This is a genomic window from Halopseudomonas xinjiangensis, from assembly GCF_900104945.1.
GTDB lineage: Bacteria > Pseudomonadota > Gammaproteobacteria > Pseudomonadales > Pseudomonadaceae > Halopseudomonas > Halopseudomonas xinjiangensis.
Genome location: NZ_LT629736.1, coordinates 3,059,718 through 3,079,443 on the forward strand (window position 1 = coordinate 3,059,718; position 19,726 = coordinate 3,079,443).

Consider the following 19,726-nt stretch of genomic DNA (forward strand, 5'->3'; position numbering starts at 1 on the left):
CATGACATGTACAGCTTCTGACCGGGCCCTGCGGCACGCGTTCCGAAGGCTGGCTGCAAGTGCGCGCCGAGGCACCGATGCGCTCAGTCGGAACAAGCCAGAGCGCCACCGGTCTGATGGGATAAGCGGGTACGCAGCGACGTGCCAAACCATCAATCGCTTGGGGTTTCGACGCGAATGTCGTATAAGGGACCGGGCTGAAATCACGTCCATTCCAGGCCAGCAGCAGGGTAGTGCATGAGCAAAGTACTGATAGTAGAAGACGAAGCACTCATAGCCATGTTGCTGGAGGAGATGCTGGCCGACCGCGGTTTTGAGGTCGCCGGCCAGGCTGCCACGGTCGAAGAAGGCCAGGATATGGCCGAAAATCTCGACTTCGACGCAGCGATTCTCGACGTCAGCCTCAACGGCAGCTATGTGTTTCCCATCGCCGAACGGCTCGACGCCCGTGGTATTCCTTTCGTGTTCACCACTGGTTACGGCGAAGCCGGCCTGCCGAAAGCCTGGTCGGACCGCCCCGTGTTCACCAAACCCTATGATATTGGTGAACTGACCGAGGCACTGACGCAGCTGATCCCCACCTCCGTTAGCTGACCTCACCTGAATTCTGATGGCGAACACGGACGTGTCATTCCCGTTATTCCTGTCTGGCGGCGGCCGGATGGGGGAGCTTATTCGCGCTTACGACTGGAGCGAAACGCCACTCGGAGCGCCTGATGCCTGGCCGCAGGCATTGCAGACGCTGGTTAGCGTGATCCTTTGCTCGCAGCAACCGATGTTCATCGCCTGGGGGCCGCGACACACCTCGATCTACAACGACGCCTACAGCGAGATACTCGGCGCCAAGCATCCTGCCGCACTCGGACATCCCTTCCTGCAGGTTTGGAACGAGATTGCTGACGATCTGCTTCCGATCGTCGAGCAAGCCTACAATGGGCAGCCGGTGCATATGGACGACATCACGTTGATGATGGAGCGTCACGGTTACCGCGAAGAGACTCACTTTTCCTTTTCCTACACACCGGTGCGTGATGACAGCGGTGACGTCTGCGGCTTCTTCTGTCCGTGCATCGAAACCACCTCACAGGTGCTTACCGAGCGCCGGATCAAGGAAGAGAACGAGCGTCAGCGACAGCTGTTCGAACTCGCGCCCGGCTTCATTGCTGCAGTCACCGGGCCGGATCACGTATTCGAATTCGTCAACGAGGCGTACCGCAAACTGGTAGGACGCTCCGACCTGGTCGGCCGCACGGTCAGGGAGGCGCTGCCGGAGATCGCTGGCCAGGGCTTCCTCGAATGGCTGGATGAGGTGTACGGCAGCGGGGAACGCGTCGTCCAGTTCGAGGTTCCGGTCAGGCTGCGGCGCGGTCCCGAGGGCGAACTCGAGCAACGCTACGTCGACTTCATCTACGAGCCGGTCATCAATGACGCCGGACAGGTCACCGGCGTGCTGGTCGAAGGGCACGACGTCACCAATGCCCATCTTGCCCAGGAAGCACTCAAGGCCAGCGAAGCTCAGTTCGAAGTGCTGGCTCAGGCCATGCCGAACATGGTCTGGACCGCACGGCCTGACGGTCGCATCGATTGGTTCAACGAGCGAGCGCATCAATACACCGGGTTGGAAAACGGAGCGCTGACCGAAAACGTCTGGGCCGCGTTGATCCATCCTGCCGATTTCGAAGCTTCTCGCGAAAGCTGGCTGGGGGCCCTGACAAGCGGCACGCCCTACGAGGACGAGCTGCGCATCCGCCGGCATGATGGAGAGTATCGCTGGCATCTCTCGCGAGGCCTGCCAATCTACGGCGACGACGGCCTGCTGCTTCGCTGGATCGGCGCCAATACCGACATTCATGATCAGAAGCTCGCCGAGGAAACGCTGCGCGAGCTGAACGAAACGCTCGAGCGACGCGTTGCAGAACGCACCGTGCAACGCGACCGGGTATGGCGTAATTCGCGTGATCTGCTGTGCGTGGTCAATATCGACGGCACGCTCCGCTCGGTCAACCCGGCCTGGACCGACATCCTCGGCTATGAACAGGCGGAGCTCGAAGGCCGCAGCTTCCTCGACTTCGTTTGGCCGGACGATTTTTCCCTGTCACAGTCCGAGCACGACAAGGCCGCCAACGAGAATCTGACCAACTTCGAAAACCGCTTCCGGCACCGCGATGGATCAGTGCGCTGGATATCCTGGCATACCTACGCCGAAGCCGACGCCATCTACGGCTACGGTCGGCATATTTCTGCGGAGAAGGAACAGGCCGAAGCCCTGCGCCATGCCGAGGAGCAGTTGCGCCACGCGCAGAAAATGGAAGCCATCGGGCAGCTAACAGGCGGGCTCGCCCACGACTTCAACAACATTCTCACCGGCATCATCGGCTCGCTGGAGTTGATGCTGGGCAGGATCGCCCAGGGCAAGACCGAATCGCTGGCCCGCTACTGCATGGCTGCCATGGGCTCGGCGCAGCGCGCGGCTTCGCTGACTCACCGCTTGCTGGCCTTCGCCCGACGCCAGCCGCTCGATCCCAAGCAGGTCGACAGCAACAAGCTGTTGCTGAGCATGGAAGACCTGCTACGGCGCACACTCGGTCCGCTATACGACCTGCGGCTGCGCTTCGACAAGGGCTTGTGGGTGACCCGCTGCGATCCGTATCAGCTGGAAAGTGCCGTCTTGAACATCGCTATCAACGCTCGGGACGCGATGCCCGATGGCGGCTTTCTGACCATCGAAACCCTGAATGGCGCTTTCGATGAGCCGCGCCCGGCAACGCCGCACGATGTTCCCGCCGGGGAGTATGTGATGATCCGCATCACCGACACCGGCCGCGGCATGTCCCCCGAGGTGATTCGGCGCGCCGTGGAGCCCTTTTTCACCACCAAACCCCAGGGTCAGGGCACCGGCCTCGGGCTGTCCATGGTCTACGGGTTCGCCAGGCAGAGTGAGGGCTGTCTCGATATCGCATCAGAACCCGGTGGCGGCGCCTGCATGACGCTGTATCTGCCGAGGTCGCACAGCCCGGCAGACCCCTCCCCCGGGCCCGAATTGACGCATGCGCCCTCCACCCGCTCGACGGCCCGCGTGCTGGTCGTCGAGGATGAGGCGCTGGTTCGTGAATTGATTGTCGAAGCCCTGCTGGATATGGGCTGCGAGGTTGTCCAGGCGACAGACGGCCCGGCTGGGCTGCGGGCGGTACGCTCCAAACAACCCTTCGAACTGATGATCAGCGACATCGGCATGCCCGGCATGAACGGCCAGCAACTGGCCGATCAGGCGTTGCAGCTGTACCCGGCGCTCAAGGTATTGATGATTACCGGCTACGCCGAGAACGCAACACTGGCCGATGGCTTTCTCAAGCCCGGCATGGGCCTGATGACCAAGCCGTTTTCCGTCTCGGCGCTCCGGCGCCGCGTTGCGGACATGCTGCAGGACGCCTGAGCGTCAACTTCAAAGCTGCGCCAACAGCTCGCGCAACTGTTCCAGACTGAACGGCTTGGCCAGCGCCAGCAGATCTCCGCCTGAGCCTTCCCCGTAGCCGGTGATCAGCGCGACGCGAGTCTCCGGCCAATTGCGCAGCACCCGCTCGGCAAGCTGTTCGCCGGACATGCCAGGCAGGCCCACATCGGTCAGCAGCGCGCTGAAACGTCGTTCGGCCAAAGCCTCGAGCGCCTCCTCGGCGCTGGCAACGGCCATCACCTCGTGGCCGAGCATGACCAGCAACTCGCGCGTCATCTCGAGCAGATCCTGCTGATCCTCCACCAGCAGGATGTCATGCACCTGACCCACCGTACCCGGTTCCGGCTCGCTGAGAATCGCCGGCATGGCCTGGGTTTGCGCCCGATTGGCCAGCAGATGACGGATCTTGCGGGCCAGATCCACCAGCCGGTAGGGCTTGCTGATGAGCTCCACACCAGCGTCCAGCTTGCCGCCGTGAACAATGGCGTTCTGCGTGTAGCCCGAGGTGAACAGTACGATCAGGTCAGGCAATAGCTGCTTGGCCTGGCGCGCCAGCTCTGGGCTGCGTAGCGGACCGGGCATGACCACGTCGGTAAACAACACGTCGATATGCAGGCCGCTCTGGAGAATGCTCAGCGCGCTTTGCGCATCGTTGGCGCGCAGGACCTTGTAGCCGAGCCCGGCCAGTTGCTCGATCACCGCGGTCTGCACCGCCGGATCGTCTTCCACCACCAGGATGGTCTCGCTTCCGCCGACTACCGGCCCGGTCAACGGTGTCACCGGCTCGACCTCTTCCTGCAACGAGCGCGGCAGGTACAGCTTCACCGTGGTGCCGTTGCCCGGCTCGCTATAGATGCGAATATGACCACCACTTTGCCGGGCGAACCCGTAGGCCATGGAGAGTCCCAACCCGGTGCCCTGCCCTTCGGGCTTGGTGGTGAAAAAGGGCTCGAAAGCCTGCTGGATGGTCTCGGCGGACATGCCGCATCCGGTATCCGATACAGCCAGGAGCACATACTGGCCGGGAGATATCTCTGCGGCGCTACGCACGTACTCGTCGTCGAGCATGGCGTTGCTCAGTTCGAGCGTCAGTTTACCGCCGTCGCGCATGGCGTCGCGGGCATTGATCGCCAGGTTGAGGATGACGTTTTCCAACTGATGTGGATCGACCATCGTTGTCCACAAGCCGCCGGCGACCACCGTTTCGATCTGGATATCTTCGCCCAGCGCGCGACGCAGCAGATCGTCCATACCGCGAAGCTGGCGAGCCAGGTTAAGCGGCGAAGGTTGCAACGGTTGGCGACGGGCAAAGGCGAGCAGCTGCGAAGACAGCTTGGCGCCGCGCTCGACTGCCGAGGCTGCCGCCTCCAGGCGCCGCGCCAGACGCGGCTGGGAGGCCACGCCGTCACGCATCAGCTGCAGGTTGGCACCGATGATCTGCAGCACGTTGTTGAAATCGTGCGCGACCCCACCGGTGAGCTTGCCTATCGCCTCGAGCTTCTGCGCCTGGTGCAGCGCCAGCTGGCTGCGTTCCAGCTCGCGGGTGCGCTCCTCGACCAGGGCTTCCAGATGCTCCTCGGAGCGCTTGAGCTGCTCCTGCATCAGCTTCTGCGCTGTCACGTCGTTGCCCTGGCAAAAGATACCCAAGGGCAGCCCGTGCTCGGACAGAACCGGCTGGAACACGAAATCGACGTAACGCAGTTCGGGCGAGGCGCTCGGCGAACGATGAATGAATACCGGCATGCCGCGACCAACGAACGGCCGGCGCGTGCCATACACGCGGTCGAGCAGCTCGGTGAGCGTTTCGCCTTCCATTTGCGGGAAGGCCTCGCTTGCCTGAAGGCCGATCACATCGCGCCGCCCTACCAACTGGTGAAACGCGCGGTTGGCCAGCTCCACCACATGACGCGGGCCTTGCGTGACCGCAACGAAACCCGGCGCCTGGTGGAACAGCTGATATAGGTGCTGGTGCTCGGCGTGCATCAGCGCTTCGCTCGCAGCTCGCTGGGCGAGTACTGCCGATACGTCACGGATCATCAGCGAGACGCCCAGCGGCATGCCATTGGCATCGCGCACACTGGAGCAATGAATCTCCAGCGCCAATTCACGCTCGTTCAGTTGACAGGCCCGTTCCACCACCATCGATCTGCCCCGACGGGCAAGCTCGTCGGGAACCGCCTCGAGTTCGTCACCCCAGAAGGGCATCTGCCTGACGCTGCATCCGACCGCTGCGCGCGAATCGACGCCGAACAGCTCCTCAGCTCCCGAACTCCAGAACAGGACCTGGTAGTTGAGGTCGATACCGACAATGGCGTCCTGGGCGAAGTCGATGAAGTTCGCCAGGTAATGATCGGCTACGTTGCTACGACCGGGGTCGCTGCCGAATAGGCGCAGCTGCAGGCTGGCATTGGCGCGGTCGAGCGTGGTGCGAAAGCGCGCCCGGCGCCGGGCGGCCGAGGCGGCTTCGACCAGCACCGGGCCGAGCGATGCCGGATTGACTTCGACGATGGACCAGTAGGACCCCAGCATCGGCGCCAGACCGAGGCTGCGGCGGAACTCCGCTGCGCGATCCGCCGACTGCAAAAAGATGATTTCACAGCGTGGCCAGTGCACCCGGGCCTGTCGGGCCAGGGCGGCTGGACGCTGGGTCGTGTCCGGGAACAGCAGAACAGCGGGCTCCTTGTCCGCGGCCTCCAGCGGCTCGATGTGCGCGGCGAAGTCAGTTTCGCCGCAGAGCGTCAGCGGCAGGTCGAGCGACGTGATGAGTTCCTTCAGCTGCCTGATGGTCGCGGCGTCCGGGTCGTGCTGTGGATGTATGAGAAATATGCGTTGGGTATTCATGTTCTATAACAGCGGCAGGCCGAGCAGACTTCGACCGGTCCAGAGTTTCAGCAGATCGGTGGTGGGCGACATAACATGGCTGGCGCGGGCATCGCGCAGCATCTGCGCCACCCGACTGTTTTCCCGGTAGGCTGCCCCGCCGCACAGGGTCATGGCTTCGTTAGCCAGATGAACGGCCGTCTCGCCTGCTGCGGCCTTGCAGGCGAGGATATACGGCAGTGCTTCCGGGTGGCCGGCATCACCCATCTGCGCTGCCTCGCGAATCAACGCTCGCGTACGCGCCAGGTCGGTCCACATCTGCGCATAACGTGTCTGCAGGGTTTCGACATGGCGTAGCGTCTCGCCGGAATGCTCATAACGCCGGCTGCGCAGGTGCTCGCCTGCTGCGTCGAGTGCCGATTGGGCGATGCCCAGATAGGTCCCGGCCATCGCCATGAGAAAATACGGAGCGACCACCTCGAACACGTACCAGACCTGATCGCCGGATTCGCCCAGCAGATTGGCCATGGGCACTCGCGCATCCTCGAGCTGCAGCGCGCGCGACGAGTTACCGCGCATACCGAAGCCGTTCCAGTCGCCGACCCAGGTCATTCCGGGCGTGTCTGCATCGAGAATCACGCAGCTGAAATCACCCGCTTCACCGGTGTCGCTGGCCACGGTCGACAGCACGTACGAGTCGGCATGTCCGCCACTGGTAACGAACTGCTTGGTGCCACTGAGACGGTAGGCATCGCCATCGGCGACGAGGGTCGTTTCAGGAAGATAAAAGTGCGCGCCGGTACCACGCTCGGACAGCGCCAGACTGGTCACGTGCTCGCCATGGGCAATCGCGCGTAGATAGTGCTCCTGTTGGTGCGCGGTGGCCTTGGCGGCGATCACCGCGGTGCCTACGCAATGCATGCCGAAACACAGCGCCGAAGACGGACAGGCCTTGCCCAGCGTTTCGGTGATCACACTCAGCGCCAGCAAGCCCTGGCCTTGTCCGCCCTGCGCCTGAGGTACCTGCAGCCCCATCAGCCCGGCGTCGGCGAGCGCCCGCATCGAATGGGCGGGCCAGATGCATTCGCGGTCGACTCGTTCGGCCTGCGGCGCGACGACGCGCTCGACGATGTCTTCGGTCAGACTTCGCAGGGCGTTGAGCTTGGGCGTCAGATTGGGCATGCATGCTTTCCGTTTTGGATGACAGTCGTGCAGGCCTCACCCTGGCGAAATGGTACGCCTGCGGATGGGCCGATGAGCAATCGGGACAGAGTAGCCAAGCACAACGTATCGCGCCAGCTGAGGCGGTCGCGTCAAGCAGTCGCTTTGCGTCTCGCCATCGAAGCCATCATACTGCCAGACCTCGCGGCAGTGGTCTCGCAAAGTGCCGTTGAATCCAGCCCGATATAGCGAGTCGACTGCCCATGCGGATGGACATTGGTGACGAATTGGCCATATTCGAGAAAATCGCGGCAGTACCGCGGATCCTCGATGTGGTGTGCAGGACTACAGGAATGGGCTTTGCTGCGGTCGCCAGGGTAAGCGAGGATCGCTGGGTGGCCTGCCAGGTGCTCGACCGCATCGACTTCGGCCTGAAACCCGGCGAAGAACTCGATATCAGCACCACGCTCTGTCAGCAGGTACGCCAGTGCAACGAGCCCGTGATCATCGAGCACGTCGCGCAGGATCCGGTCTATGCCGACCACGCGACGCCTCGCCGGTATGGCTTCCAGAGCTATGTTTCGATGCCGATCGTGTTGGCCGACGGCAGCTTCTTCGGCACGCTGTGCGCCATTCATCCTCATCCAACCAAGCTGAACACGCCAGAAACGATCGGTATGTTCCAACTGTTCGCCGAACTCGTTGCGCTGCACCTGGACGGGCATCTCAAGCTCGCCGAGAGCGAAGCCAGCCTGATTGACGAGCGCGCCACCGCCAAGCTACGTGAAGAATTCATCGCCGTACTCGGGCACGATCTGCGCAATCCGCTGGCCTCGATCAAGGCCGGAACGGCTTCGATTCTGCGATCCTCGGAGGACGTGCGCACCTCAAGCATCGCCAAACTCATGCTCAACAGCATCGCGCGCATGGAAAACATGATTACCAACGTGCTCGACTTCGCCCGCGGTCGCCTGGGCAGCGGGCTGGTCATCGACCCGCAGAGCCTGCCGCTGGAGCCAACGGTGATGCAGGTGGTCAACGAGTTGCGTACCGCGGCGCCTGATCACCGTATCGAAACCGACATACAGGTTTCGCGCCCGGTTCGCTGTGATCACGACAAGCTCGAACAGTTGCTTTCCAACCTGATCGGTAACGCGATTGCCCACGGAGAGAGCGCAGAACCGATCCGTGTCCACGGCTCGCTGGATAATGATCAACTGGTGTTGAGCGTCAGCAATGCCGGCGAGCCCGTGCCCGAGACGGTGCGTACGCAGTTATTCGAGCCGTTCTATCGACGCAAGAGCGGGACCAGCCCCCAGGGGCTGGGGCTCGGGTTGTATATCTCGGCGGAAATAGCACGGGCCCACGACGGCACGCTGGATGTGGAGTCCGACCAGACGCTCACCACCTTCACGCTGCGCCTGCCGAACGTCTGATCAACCTGCCGCACGCTGGGTCACTCTGCTCCGAGCGGTGTCTCAGCCGGTGCGGCAAGCACCGCTGCAAGCAATCCCGGGAAACGACGATCGATCTCATCACGGCGCAGCGAGTTCATGTGCGTGGTGCCCACCCCTTGCGTACGGACCAGACCGGCGTCGCGCAGCACCCGGAAATGATGCGACATGCTCGACTTCGGCCTGCCGCCGTCGAGTTCGCCGCAGCTGGCCTCTTCCACTGCTGCCAGTCGCCGGACGATGTCCAGCCGCACGGGATCGCTCAAGGCATAGAGGACGCGCTCGAGGTTGAACTGTTCGGCGGAGGGATGTTTGAAGGGACGCATGGACCGAATGATACACAGCGGTTTGCTTCGCGGCCATAGTACGAATATTATCGAACTTACAAATTAACCGACCTACAGGAAACTCTCATGTCTGCGCTGTTCCAACCATTCAAACTGAAAGACATCGCCCTGCGTAATCGAATTGCGGTTCCGCCCATGTGCCAGTACTCGGCGATCGACGGGCTGATCAACGACTGGCACATGGCGCACCTGACCTCCCTCGCTCGTGGCGGCGCCGGTCTGGTTATCGTCGAGGCCACGGCTGTGTCCCCAGAAGGACGCATCACCCCTGGCGATGCCGGTATCTGGAATGACCAGCTGGCTCAGGCGTTCGTTCCCGCCGTGAAGGCAATCAAGGCCGCCGGTGCTGTACCCGGGATCCAGATTGCCCACGCCGGTCGCAAGGCCAGCGCCAACCGTCCCTGGGAAGGCGACGATCATATTGCCAACGATGACCCGCGCGGCTGGCAAACCATCGCGCCGTCGGCGATCCCCTTCGGTGGACATCTGAACAAGACACCCGAAGCGATGAGCAAGAAAGACATCCGCCGCGTACAGGGCGACTTCGTTGCCGCAGCCCGGCGTGCGCTTGATGCTGGCTTCGAATGGCTGGAGCTGCATTTCGCCCACGGTTATCTCGGCCAGAGCTTCTTTTCCGAGCACTCCAACCAGCGTACCGATGAATATGGTGGTAGCGCGGAGAATCGCGGACGCTTTCTCATGGAAACCTTTGCCGCTGTGCGCGAGGTATGGCCTGAGCATCTGCCGCTGACCGCGCGCTTCGGCGTGATCGAATTCGACGGCCGCGACGAGCAGACCATGGCCGACTCGATTGATCTGGTGAAGCGGATGAAGGCCGGCGGCCTGGACATGCTCAGTGTCAGCATCGGTTTCTCCACGCCTGAAGCGAAGATTCCCTGGGCACCGGCTTTCATGGGGCCGATTGCCAAGCGGGTGCGTGACGAGGCCGGCCTTCCGGTGTCCTCGGCGTGGGGCTTCGGCGAACCCCAGATAGCTCAGAAGGCCGTCGAAGCTGCACAGCTGGACCTGGTCATGGTCGGCAAGGCGCACCTCGCCAATCCCCACTGGGCCTACCATGCCGCCCGCGAGCTGAAGATCGACCGCGCTTCGTGGACGCTGCCGGCGCCTTACGCTCACTGGCTCGAACGGTACTGAGTATCCAACCCGCGCGTCCGTCTGCTGAGGATGGACGCGCGACGGCTCAAGCTGTCATCTATGTGTAACAAAGCCCCCACCCATTCGTGCAATCTACACGGCTGCATATGGCCATCCATGCAAATTGCACGAGACACGAAAAAACGCCTCACTCTATGTGCCTGATATAAAAGGGAATTTATTCGCCGCTGCGCTGGCACGCAGGTTGCAACAGTTAATGTCCGCACGGGCCGAGAGGCTCCGCAACGTTCGCGACACAAGGGAGGTTCAGATGAAGGCTCGCACTGTTCACTACACATGGATGGCATTTTCACTGGCCGCACTCGGCATGCTCGCTATCCAGAACGCCGCTCCAGAACAGTCGTACGAGCCGCAAACTTCTCTGAACTATTCCATTCAGCATCAAGCCGGACATACCATCCAGCCGGTCTCGCTGCCGGTTGTGACGCGCCAAGTGAACCAGATCGATACTCAGGCGCACAGCCGCCAAACCTGGACGTTCTGACAGCGTCTGCGCCTGATTTGTTCAGCCGCCACCGACCGTATCTGAAAAAATTTCAATAGCCCGTACTAACCGGCCGGACACCTGGCTCGTCTCGATCCGCTGACTGCCAATCGAGATCGGCTACCCCACCGTGCAATCTGCACGAAGTCCCGCGCACTCCCCCAGCCAGACGCATTTCTGATCGATCAACACTGCCTTCAGCGCCAGACCGCGTTCTAATCGAACCGGCGACTCGTCTCGGCTATTGGCCTAGCACGATAAGCATGGAGCGCTCTGAAAGAGGGAACTACCGCGCAGCTGGCGTGTCGCGCCGCGCCGGTGCACCACTATAAGCTGGCCATTCGTAAAGACATTTTGATTAAGCGACTTGGCGGCGGCTCGCTGTTGGAAGACGTCTCTCCATTGGAGGAAGCTTCCGAAATGCTTCGTGCAGATTACCTGAGCCCAAAAAGCCATTCGTGCAAAATGCAAGGACCTCCATTCTCAGTGAATTTATAACCTATTGATTTAAATATATTTTATCAATAAAGCACGTTGGCACAGCTGTTGCAATTACTGTTAGCCGCACGACGCTTGGCGTCACGCAGACACGGGCACAGCCAAAGGAGGTTCAGATGAAAGCAAACACTGTTCAATTTACATGGATGGCATTTTCGCTGGCGGCCATCGTTATGCTGGGTCTGCAGGGCACCGCAACCAAGCAGGCTTCCGAACAGAGCCCTTCGCTGAACTACTCCATCGAGCGAAATGCTGACCACAGCATTCAACCCGTCTCGCTTCCGGTAGTCACCCGTCAGGTCAGCCAGACCGGTCCGCACGCGCAACAGCGCCAAACCTGGACGTTCTGACCCTGCTGGTCAATTTTCGTTCTACAAGCCACGTCTAAATTTAACCGGCACCCGCCGGGTCCGTTTGTCGCAAGCCGCGAACTCCCTCCTGCTGTGCCACGTCTACCGCTGCGGATGCGCGCGGGTCATCTATCCGCTCGCAGGAACGTCTCACCCCTTGGGAGCCGCTTCATGAATTCAGACGATTTTTCACCCTCACGTCGCACCATTCTGCATGGCGCAGCCGCAACCCTCGCGGCCGGCATGGTCGCGCCGGCCTTCGCTCAGTCTTCGGCCCAGTCGACCTCCAATAGCGGATCGGCGACTAGCCACGCTTCGCCACCCATGCGCAACCCACAGAAAATGTATGCGCAGCCTCCGTTCGATCCCGAGAAGCAACCCTGGCCTGGCCTGGCTCAGAAGATGACGCCCAAGCCCGACCATGGCGAGGAAAGCTACCAGGGCACCGGCCGCCTGACTGGCCGCAAGGCGCTGATCACTGGCGGCGATTCGGGCATAGGTCGGGCCGCGGCGATTGCCTTCGCCCGCGAGGGCGCGGACGTCGCCTTCGGGTATCTGGAAGACGAGGAACCCGACGCCCAGGACGTGATAAAGCTGATCGAGGACGCCGGCCGCAAGGCGGTACCGCTACCCGGCGACATCCGCGACGAAAAGTTCTGTCAGGACATGGTCAAGCGCGCCGTCGAGGAGTTGGGCGGGCTGGATATCCTGGTCATCAATGCCGCGCGCCAGCAGAGCAATGATTCGATCATGGATATCACCACTGACCAGTTCGACTGGACCGTGCGCACCAACCTCTATGCCATGTTCTGGCTGAGCAAGGCTGCTATTCCGCATATGCCCGAGGGTAGCTCGATCATCAATACGTCCTCGGTCGTCGCCTACGATCCGCCGGAAAACCTGCTCGACTATTCGATGACCAAGGCCGGCATCGTCAACTTCACCAAATGCCTGGCCAAGCAGATGATCGGACGGGGCATCCGGGTCAATACGGTCGCGCCGGGGCCGTTCTGGACGCCGCTGCAGGTCAGTGGCGGCCAGACCATGGAGAACCTGAAGACCTTCGGCAAGCAAACACCGATGGGTCGGCCCGGCCAGCCGGTGGAAATCGCCCCGCTGTATGTACAGCTGGCATCGACCGAAGCCAGTTATGTCACCGGCGAAATGTTCGCTGCCTCGGGGGGCATCATGCCGTATTGAGTCATCGTCTACTCTGTAGGCAAGCCGCTTCGGTGGAGATGGGGCCGGCCAGATCGCCGGTCCTTCCGCCAAAGCATGGATCTTGTTGCCAGGAGACTCGATGAACGCTGGTCTTACCGTCGTAATTGGCGCGTCGGCAGGCGGAATACCCAGTCTGCTCGATCTGGTCGCCTCACTGCCGCCTGATCTCGACGCCTCGCTCTTCGTCGTTCAGCACGTCTCGCCGAATTACCGCAGCGCTCTGCCCGAACTCCTGAACAAAAACGGGCCATTTCGGGCTGTGCATCCGACCGATGGTGATCGGATCGCACTGCGTACCATCTACGTCGCCCCGCCGGACCACCATATGCTGATCGACGGCGATCAGGTGCTGGTCAAACGCGGACCCAAGGAAAACCGCTTCAGGCCTTCGATCGATGCGCTGTTTCGCTCGGCCGGCTATTCGCACGGACAACGGGTGATCGGCATTGTGCTGTCCGGCGCGCTGGACGACGGGACATCGGGGCTGTGGAGCGTCAAGCGTCTCGGCGGTGTGACCGTCGTGCAGACACCCGCTGAAGCGGAATTCGATGGCATGCCACTTAGCGCACTGGAGCAGGTGGACATCGATCATTGCGTGCCCGCACGGGCGATCGGCAAGCTTCTCAAGACGCTGGCGGAGCAGCACAGCACGGCCTCCGTGGACATGCCTGAAGACGATCCCGACCGCAGGCGCGCCGGGCTGGAAACCAGGATTGCCGAAGACGCAGACGCGTTTCAGAAAGGCATCATGGAAGCTGGCAAGCTGACGCCGTTCACCTGCCCATCGTGCCATGGCGTGCTGGTGCAGATAGACGAAGGCAGTATATCCCGCTACCGCTGCCATACCGGACACGCCTACTCCCGCACCGCCCTGCTCTCGGAAATCGTGCAGAAAGTGGAAGAGACCTACTGGATCGCCATGCGTAGCCTGGAAGAAGCGGCCATGCTGCTCGACCATACGGCCGACTCGCTCGGACGTATCGGAAAACCCGAACAAGCTGAGTGGTTTCGAAGCGAAGCCAAAGCAGCTGAATCCGAATCACGCGAGCTGCGTGACAACCTGTTGCGCCGCCGCCAGTTCAGCGGCAGCAATCTTTTCGGCAGGGAGGGTGGTTGAGCTGCGCAGCCTGATCAGCTGCGCGGCTCCTGCTGCGGCCCATCCAGCTTGAGCTCACGGATGGTTTCGACCAGCGCATCGTAGGTGACCGGCTTGCTCAGGTGCCGGTCGAAACCGCAGTCCAACGCCTTCTTAGCGTCCTGGCTGCCCCCGTAACCGGTCAGCGCTATCGCAGGCACCCGCGCATAGCCCGGCAGGGCTCGCAGCGCCTTGATCAGCTGATGACCGTCCATGCCCGGCATGCCGATGTCGGACACGATCAGATCGAAAACCCGCTCCTGGGCCGCGGCAAGCGCTTTCGAGGCGTCGGTGAACTCCGTCACTTCGGCCCCTTCGGCATCGAGCAGCATGCTCATGACTTCGACCACCTCGGGCGCATCATCGACGAGCAACACCTGCAGGCCTTGCAGGCGACCGCCTGCTTCGTCTGTCTGGCTCGGCTGCGAATCGCCTTGCTCCTGGGCATACAGCGGTAACCAGACGGTGAAGTGACTGCCCTTGCCAAGCCCTTCCGAACGCACCTGAACGTCGCCACCATGCGCTTCGGTCAGCTGACGTACCAGTGATAACCCGATGCCCAGTCCGCCCTTGTGCAGCTTCGCATGGTGCGTGTCAGCCTGACCAAACAGATCGAATACCTTGTCGAGAAACTCGGCAGAAATGCCCACCCCGGTATCGATCACATCGAGCCGCGCACGGTCGCCCTCACGCGTCGCCTTGACTCGAACTTCTTCACCGGCGTCGGAGAATTTCAACGCGTTGTTGATCAGGTTCCAGGCGATCTGCTCGACGCGCAGCGGATCGGCATGCAGCGTCAGCGGCTCATCATCCTCGCTGATCTCCAGTATCAGCGGGTTTTCCTTGGCATCAGCCTCGACTACCTCGCGAATATCGCGCAGCAGTTTGCCCAGGTCGACGGGGGCCAGATGCAGGTTGAGTTTGCCGGTCACGATGCGTGAAACATCCAGCAGGTCGTCGATGATCCGGGCCTGGCTGCGTACCGCGTCTCCGATGGTCTTCACCGCCTTGCCCACCACCGGGACACTGCGGGTAACCGGCAAACGAGCAAGCAACTCGGCATTCAGTTGAACCAGGTTCAACGGGTGCTTGAGCTCATGCGACATCACGGCGAAGAACTCATTCTTCAGCTGCATGGCGGTTTGCGACTGGGCGAGCTGTTCCTGCTGCTCGGCCTGCTCGCGCTGCCGCTCGGTCAGGTCGCGCGCAATTTTCACGTAACCGCGGAACTCTTCGTCATTGAGGACGTTGACCACGCCACTGCAGTAAAAACGCGTCCCGTCCTTGCGCACATGCCAGCGCTCGTCCAGCGCGCGACCGTTTGCGCGCGCGCGACGCAGCTCGTCCGCCGGGGCGCCAGCTTCGCGATCCTCTGGTGTGAATATACGATCGGTCGGCTTGCCCAGCGACTCTTCACGGGTATAGCCGAAGGTCAATTCGGCGCCCCGGTTCCAGCTGGTCACCAGCCCATCGGGATCCTGCACGATGATTGCGTAGTCCTCGGTACTATCGGCCACCAGGCGCATCCGCTCCTCGCCGAGGCGTAGTTCCTGTTCGGCCGCGCGCCGGGCGGTGATGTCGATAAAGGTCAACACGGCGCCTTCGATATGATCTTCGCTGGTGCGATAAGGCAGCAGCCGCGCCAGATAACAATGACCGTTGCTGGCGGCTACTTCGCGCTCGATCGGGCGCAGGGACTCGAAGACGCGACCGGCATCGTCGGTCAGACCCGGATAGTCGAGGCGATGGGTAATGTCCATCAACGGGCGACCAGCGTCGACCGACAATATGTTGAAGATGTCAGTAGCGCGCGGCGTGAACCATTTGATACGCATGCCGCGATCGACGAACACCGTGGCAATATCGGTCGAGGTGATCAGGTTCTGCAGGTCGTCGTTGACCTTGTCGGTTTCCTCGACCTTCATTTTCAGTTCATGGTTGACCGTGATTAGCTCTTCATTGATTGATTGCAGCTCTTCTTTGCTGGTTTCCAGCTCTTCGGTGGCCGAGCGAAGCTCTTCGTTGATCGCCTGTAGCTCTTCGTTGGATGCCTTGAGCTCTTCGGTCGAGACATGCGCCTGCTCGACGGTGTGCTGCAATTCGAGCTTGGTGCGCTGCAGCTCTTCTTCGAGCTGCGCGAGCACGCTGTCCTTGGTCTCTTCGTGAGAGTCGGCGGACTCGCGGCTCATGATGTCTTCGACTTCATCGAACAACACCAGGACGAACTCGCTTCCACTGGCATCGTCACGGAAAGGCCGCGCCACCATGTTCACATAGAACACCCGCTCGTCCCGTTTCATCCGGACCCGGCGCGCCTCGACACTGCGCCCGGACTGCACCGCCTGGAACATCGCCGTGCGCAACTCCAGGCGCAGCTCCGGCTTGACCAGTGTCAACAGGTTATGTGACGGCTCACCACCGACATAGCGCAGAAAGTGGCCGGCGCGGTCGGACATGTGCACGATTTCCGCATCCGGACCGACAATCACACTGGGCGGGGCATACTGCTCGAGTACGCGCTGGTGAATCTCGGCGAATGACTGCTTGCGCGCGTCGCGGTTTGACGGTTGCGCAGGGACGTATGAGCGCTGCGCCGAATCGGCGCCGACTGGCAGCATCGGCACCGAGCGCTTCGGCGTGTGTCCTGCCTTGGCCCGGAAGATGCGGTTCTTCTTGTCTACCGGTGCGAACAAATTCGCGCAGAGGTCTGCCGATTCCGAACTGCCCAGAAAAAGGTAGCCACCCGGCCGAAGCGCGAAGTGAAACATCTGCAGAATTTCACGCTGCACATCACGGTCGAGATAGATCAGCAAATTGCGACAGGTGATCAGATCCAGGCGAGAGAATGGCGGGTCTCGCAGCAGGCTGTGCTGGGCGAGCAGCACCAACTCACGGATCTCCTTCTTCACCGAGTAGCAGCTCTGCTGCTTGACGAAGTATTCCCGTAACCGCACAGGCGGGATGTCGGTGAAGATGGATTCCGGATAGATTCCCGTACGCGCTGTGGCAATGGCGCGATCGTCGATGTCGGTAGCAAACACCTGCAGCTTGGCTGGACTCTGCTCTGTACGCGCCTGTTCAGCCAGCAACATGGCCAGCGAATACGCTTCCTCGCCAGTCGAGCAGCCTGCGGACCAGGCGCGGATTTCCTGACTATGGCCGGATTCCGAGGCGCCAGCAAAGCTGAACAGCTGCGGCACGACATCCCGCTCCAGCGCTTCGAAGGCCTCCCTATCGCGGAAGAAATTGGTCACCCCGATGAGCATATCGCCGAGCAGCAGATCGGTTTCGCGCGGGGTGGCGTGCAGGAAGGTCAGGTAGGATGCGAGATCCGGCTGGGCGTTGACCTGCAAGCGCCGTTCGATCCGTCGCAGCACCGTGGCGCGCTTGTAGTGGCGGAAGTTGTGACCGGTGCGGCTGAACAGCAGCGCGAGAATATCGCGCAGCGCACGTTCAGCGACCGCCGCCTCTTCTTCGCTACTCGGCTGGCTGACGTGCGGTGGCGGGTCGAAGTTGCCCGGCAACTGCATGGCGCGGGCGTTGCGCCACAGCTCGATGAGTTTCTGCGGTATATCGGCTACCGGCAGCACAAGATCGACCATCCCAGTGGCAATGGCACTGCGTGGCATATCGTCGTATTCGGCGTCCATGGGCGCCTGGGCAATGGTTACACCGCCCCGCTCCTTGATCCGCGACAGCCCCACGGCGCCGTCGCTACCGGTACCAGACAGAACCAGGCAAAAGGATCGCTCGCGATGGGCATCGGCCAGGGTGCGGAAGAACAGGTCGATCGACGCCCGCTCACCGCGCTTGCGTGCTTCCTTGCGTACCTGCAGATGTCCATCGTTCATCGCCAACTGGTATCCGGGCGCGATGACATACACATGGTTTTTTTCCAGCGGGACTGGCTTGGTCACCTGGGTGACCGGCATGCGCGTTGCGCGCTGGATGATCTTGTCGGCGTTGCTGTCGTGGGTCGGTGACAGATGCAAAACGATGACAAAAGCCATGCCGTTGTCATTGGGCATGTGCTCGAAGAACCGCAGCAAAGCCTGCAAGCCCCCGGCTGACGCACCAAGGCCAACCACCGGAAAAGTGAGATGACTCGGCGTGGTCTTGGTTAGGTTATTGGAGGAATCGCCATGTTCTGCCGAAGCCACTGAAGATTCAGCCATTTTTTCGTTAGCCCGTGTGTTAAGCGCATCGTCCATCAATTATTACGGCAGTACCGACCCGTTCCCTGGCAATGTGCATGCCTGACGGCCTGCAGCCGACTGCTCTAAAGCCGAACACTCTATCGTGTCGGTAAGTCATATCCAATTCGACATCAGCGCGAGACGGCAACTGCCGTCACCGGGCTCAGTGCGCGCTGCAATCCCCTTCGAAACCGCTACACTTGCCTTCAACCATTTCACAACGACGGGACCGCCTCATGAATCGAGCCACCTCCATGGCCACGTCGGGCCCCGACAGCGCGCCGGCGCCAGGCGCGCAGCACTATCAGGATCTGCTGCGACAACTGAAACAGACTGATGATCTGCTGAGCGCGCTGACCGGCCCAAGCCGGAATATTGCTGATGTGCTGTATTGCGACGCCGCCGCGGTGACCCTCGGCGGGAAAGCTGCCTGCCTCACAGACCACATCGATGGTCTGGCATTGCAATTAGCCGATGAACTGCATGCAGTCGAAGACCCAATCATATGTATTGCCAAGCGTATAGCAACACCCGGTGACGCGACCGGAGACACCGGGCAGTACTGGAGTATTCTGGCCTTACGCTTCCATGGTGGCGAATCAGGCTGGCTGTTCTGGTTTCGCCGAGCCGATACCGGCACCGAGCACCGCGCTGCCTGGGATGACTCGGACTTCGCACTGGCGCGACAATTGCGCGTCGATCTGATGGAGATATGCCTGGAGCGAGCCGGCCGCTACAAGCAGAGCCAGGCGCACCTGATACGCAAACTCGCCCATGATCTGGCCAACCCACTGCAATCAATCTCCATGTCGGCCCCGCTGCTGCAATCGGAGGGCAAGCGCAACCTGGATCTACGGCGTCACATCACCGTGGCGGCGGGCAAGCTACAAACGGTCGCGATCATGCTGCAAGAACTTGGGCGGCTGGAAAGCGACGGTCGGGCGGTGCTTGAGCCGACCCAAACCGACCTGTCCGCGCTGCTGACGGAGATGCTGGAGGCGGTCCCCGACGTAGCGTGCGAGGCGGAGATCGACCCCGCGGTGCAAGCCGTCGTCGATCAACCACGGATCGAGAGACTCTTGAGCATCCTTCTCGACAATGCCCAGCGCTACCGAATAGGCGAAGCCCCCATACAGGTGTCGCTGCGTCAGCGTCAGCGGAGCGTGCAGCTCTCTGTAGCTAATCAGGCCCACGTAACGGGTGTGACGCACTCTTCCGGCACTCCGGCCGCGACCAGCGCAGACCGCAGACAGCTTCCTTACGCCAGCCAGGGCATGGGCCTGCGCCTGGCCACGGCGATCGCCGGGGCGCACGGCGGCGCTCTGGATGCTACCTCCGACGGTGGCTGGGTTCGCTTTACGCTTACCCTACCCCGCTAAGCATTCAGCGCCGACGCTGCGCCATAGCGTAGCGGGGCGCCAGGGACCAACCGC

13 protein-coding genes are annotated in these 19,726 nt (G+C 61.6%); 9 read left to right on the plus strand and 4 right to left on the minus strand.

Annotation, left to right across the window (positions count from 1 at the left end; translation table 11 throughout):
- Window positions 1-237: 237 nt before the first annotated feature.
- On the plus strand, window positions 238-594 hold the full coding sequence (locus BLT85_RS14375) for a response regulator (RefSeq protein ID WP_093396154.1): 357 nt from the start codon (window positions 238-240) through the stop codon (window positions 592-594).
- A 16-nt stretch (window positions 595-610) separates the two neighbouring features.
- Window positions 611-3,433 (plus strand): hybrid sensor histidine kinase/response regulator, encoded by a 2,823-nt coding sequence (locus BLT85_RS14380; RefSeq protein ID WP_093396157.1) that lies wholly within the window; start codon window positions 611-613, stop codon window positions 3,431-3,433.
- 9 nt (window positions 3,434-3,442) lie between these two features.
- Here the strand turns inward: BLT85_RS14380 and BLT85_RS14385 are convergent, their stop codons facing one another.
- On the minus strand, window positions 3,443-6,292 hold the full coding sequence (locus BLT85_RS14385; protein ID WP_093396160.1) for a response regulator: 2,850 nt from the start codon (window positions 6,290-6,292) through the stop codon (window positions 3,443-3,445).
- Between the two features lie 3 nt (window positions 6,293-6,295).
- Complete coding sequence (locus BLT85_RS14390) at window positions 6,296-7,453, minus strand: acyl-CoA dehydrogenase family protein (protein WP_093396162.1); 1,158 nt, start codon at window positions 7,451-7,453, stop codon at window positions 6,296-6,298.
- 242 nt (window positions 7,454-7,695) lie between these two features.
- Between BLT85_RS14390 and BLT85_RS14395 the strand changes: the two genes are divergently transcribed.
- Complete coding sequence (locus BLT85_RS14395; RefSeq protein ID WP_093396164.1) at window positions 7,696-8,868, plus strand: GAF domain-containing sensor histidine kinase; 1,173 nt, start codon at window positions 7,696-7,698, stop codon at window positions 8,866-8,868.
- A gap of 20 nt (window positions 8,869-8,888) precedes the next feature.
- Here the strand turns inward: BLT85_RS14395 and BLT85_RS14400 are convergent, their stop codons facing one another.
- A complete protein-coding gene (locus BLT85_RS14400) occupies window positions 8,889-9,212 on the minus strand; it encodes an ArsR/SmtB family transcription factor (RefSeq protein WP_093396167.1) in 324 nt (107 codons plus the stop codon).
- An 87-nt stretch (window positions 9,213-9,299) separates the two neighbouring features.
- Here BLT85_RS14400 and BLT85_RS14405 point away from each other — a divergent pair, with 87 nt between their 5' ends.
- The 5 genes from BLT85_RS14405 to BLT85_RS14425 all read left to right on the plus strand — a co-directional run bounded on the left by BLT85_RS14405 (window position 9,300) and on the right by BLT85_RS14425 (window position 14,079).
- A complete protein-coding gene (locus BLT85_RS14405) occupies window positions 9,300-10,388 on the plus strand; it encodes an NADH:flavin oxidoreductase/NADH oxidase (RefSeq protein WP_093396169.1) in 1,089 nt (362 codons plus the stop codon).
- Between the two features lie 271 nt (window positions 10,389-10,659).
- Window positions 10,660-10,893, plus strand: a complete 234-nt coding sequence (locus BLT85_RS14410; protein WP_093396172.1) for a hypothetical protein — start codon at window positions 10,660-10,662, stop codon at window positions 10,891-10,893.
- Window positions 10,894-11,507: 614 nt separating this feature from the next.
- Window positions 11,508-11,741: a hypothetical protein gene (locus tag BLT85_RS14415; protein WP_093396175.1), complete on the plus strand. Its 234-nt coding sequence runs from the start codon at window positions 11,508-11,510 to the stop codon at window positions 11,739-11,741.
- A gap of 171 nt (window positions 11,742-11,912) precedes the next feature.
- On the plus strand, window positions 11,913-12,941 hold the full coding sequence (locus BLT85_RS14420; RefSeq protein ID WP_093396177.1) for an SDR family oxidoreductase: 1,029 nt from the start codon (window positions 11,913-11,915) through the stop codon (window positions 12,939-12,941).
- Window positions 12,942-13,041: 100 nt separating this feature from the next.
- Window positions 13,042-14,079 (plus strand): chemotaxis protein CheB, encoded by a 1,038-nt coding sequence (locus tag BLT85_RS14425; RefSeq protein WP_093396179.1) that lies wholly within the window; start codon window positions 13,042-13,044, stop codon window positions 14,077-14,079.
- A 14-nt stretch (window positions 14,080-14,093) separates the two neighbouring features.
- Here BLT85_RS14425 and BLT85_RS14430 read toward each other — a convergent pair whose 3' ends face one another.
- The gene (locus BLT85_RS14430; RefSeq protein ID WP_093396182.1) at window positions 14,094-18,272 is read right to left on the minus strand and encodes a CheR family methyltransferase; all 4,179 of its coding nucleotides are present in this window, start codon (window positions 18,270-18,272) and stop codon (window positions 14,094-14,096) included.
- A 257-nt stretch (window positions 18,273-18,529) separates the two neighbouring features.
- Here BLT85_RS14430 and BLT85_RS14435 point away from each other — a divergent pair, with 257 nt between their 5' ends.
- Window positions 18,530-19,672, plus strand: coding sequence for a GAF domain-containing sensor histidine kinase (locus BLT85_RS14435; RefSeq protein ID WP_093396184.1), 1,143 nt, complete (start codon window positions 18,530-18,532; stop codon window positions 19,670-19,672).
- Window positions 19,673-19,726: the final 54 nt, after the last annotated feature.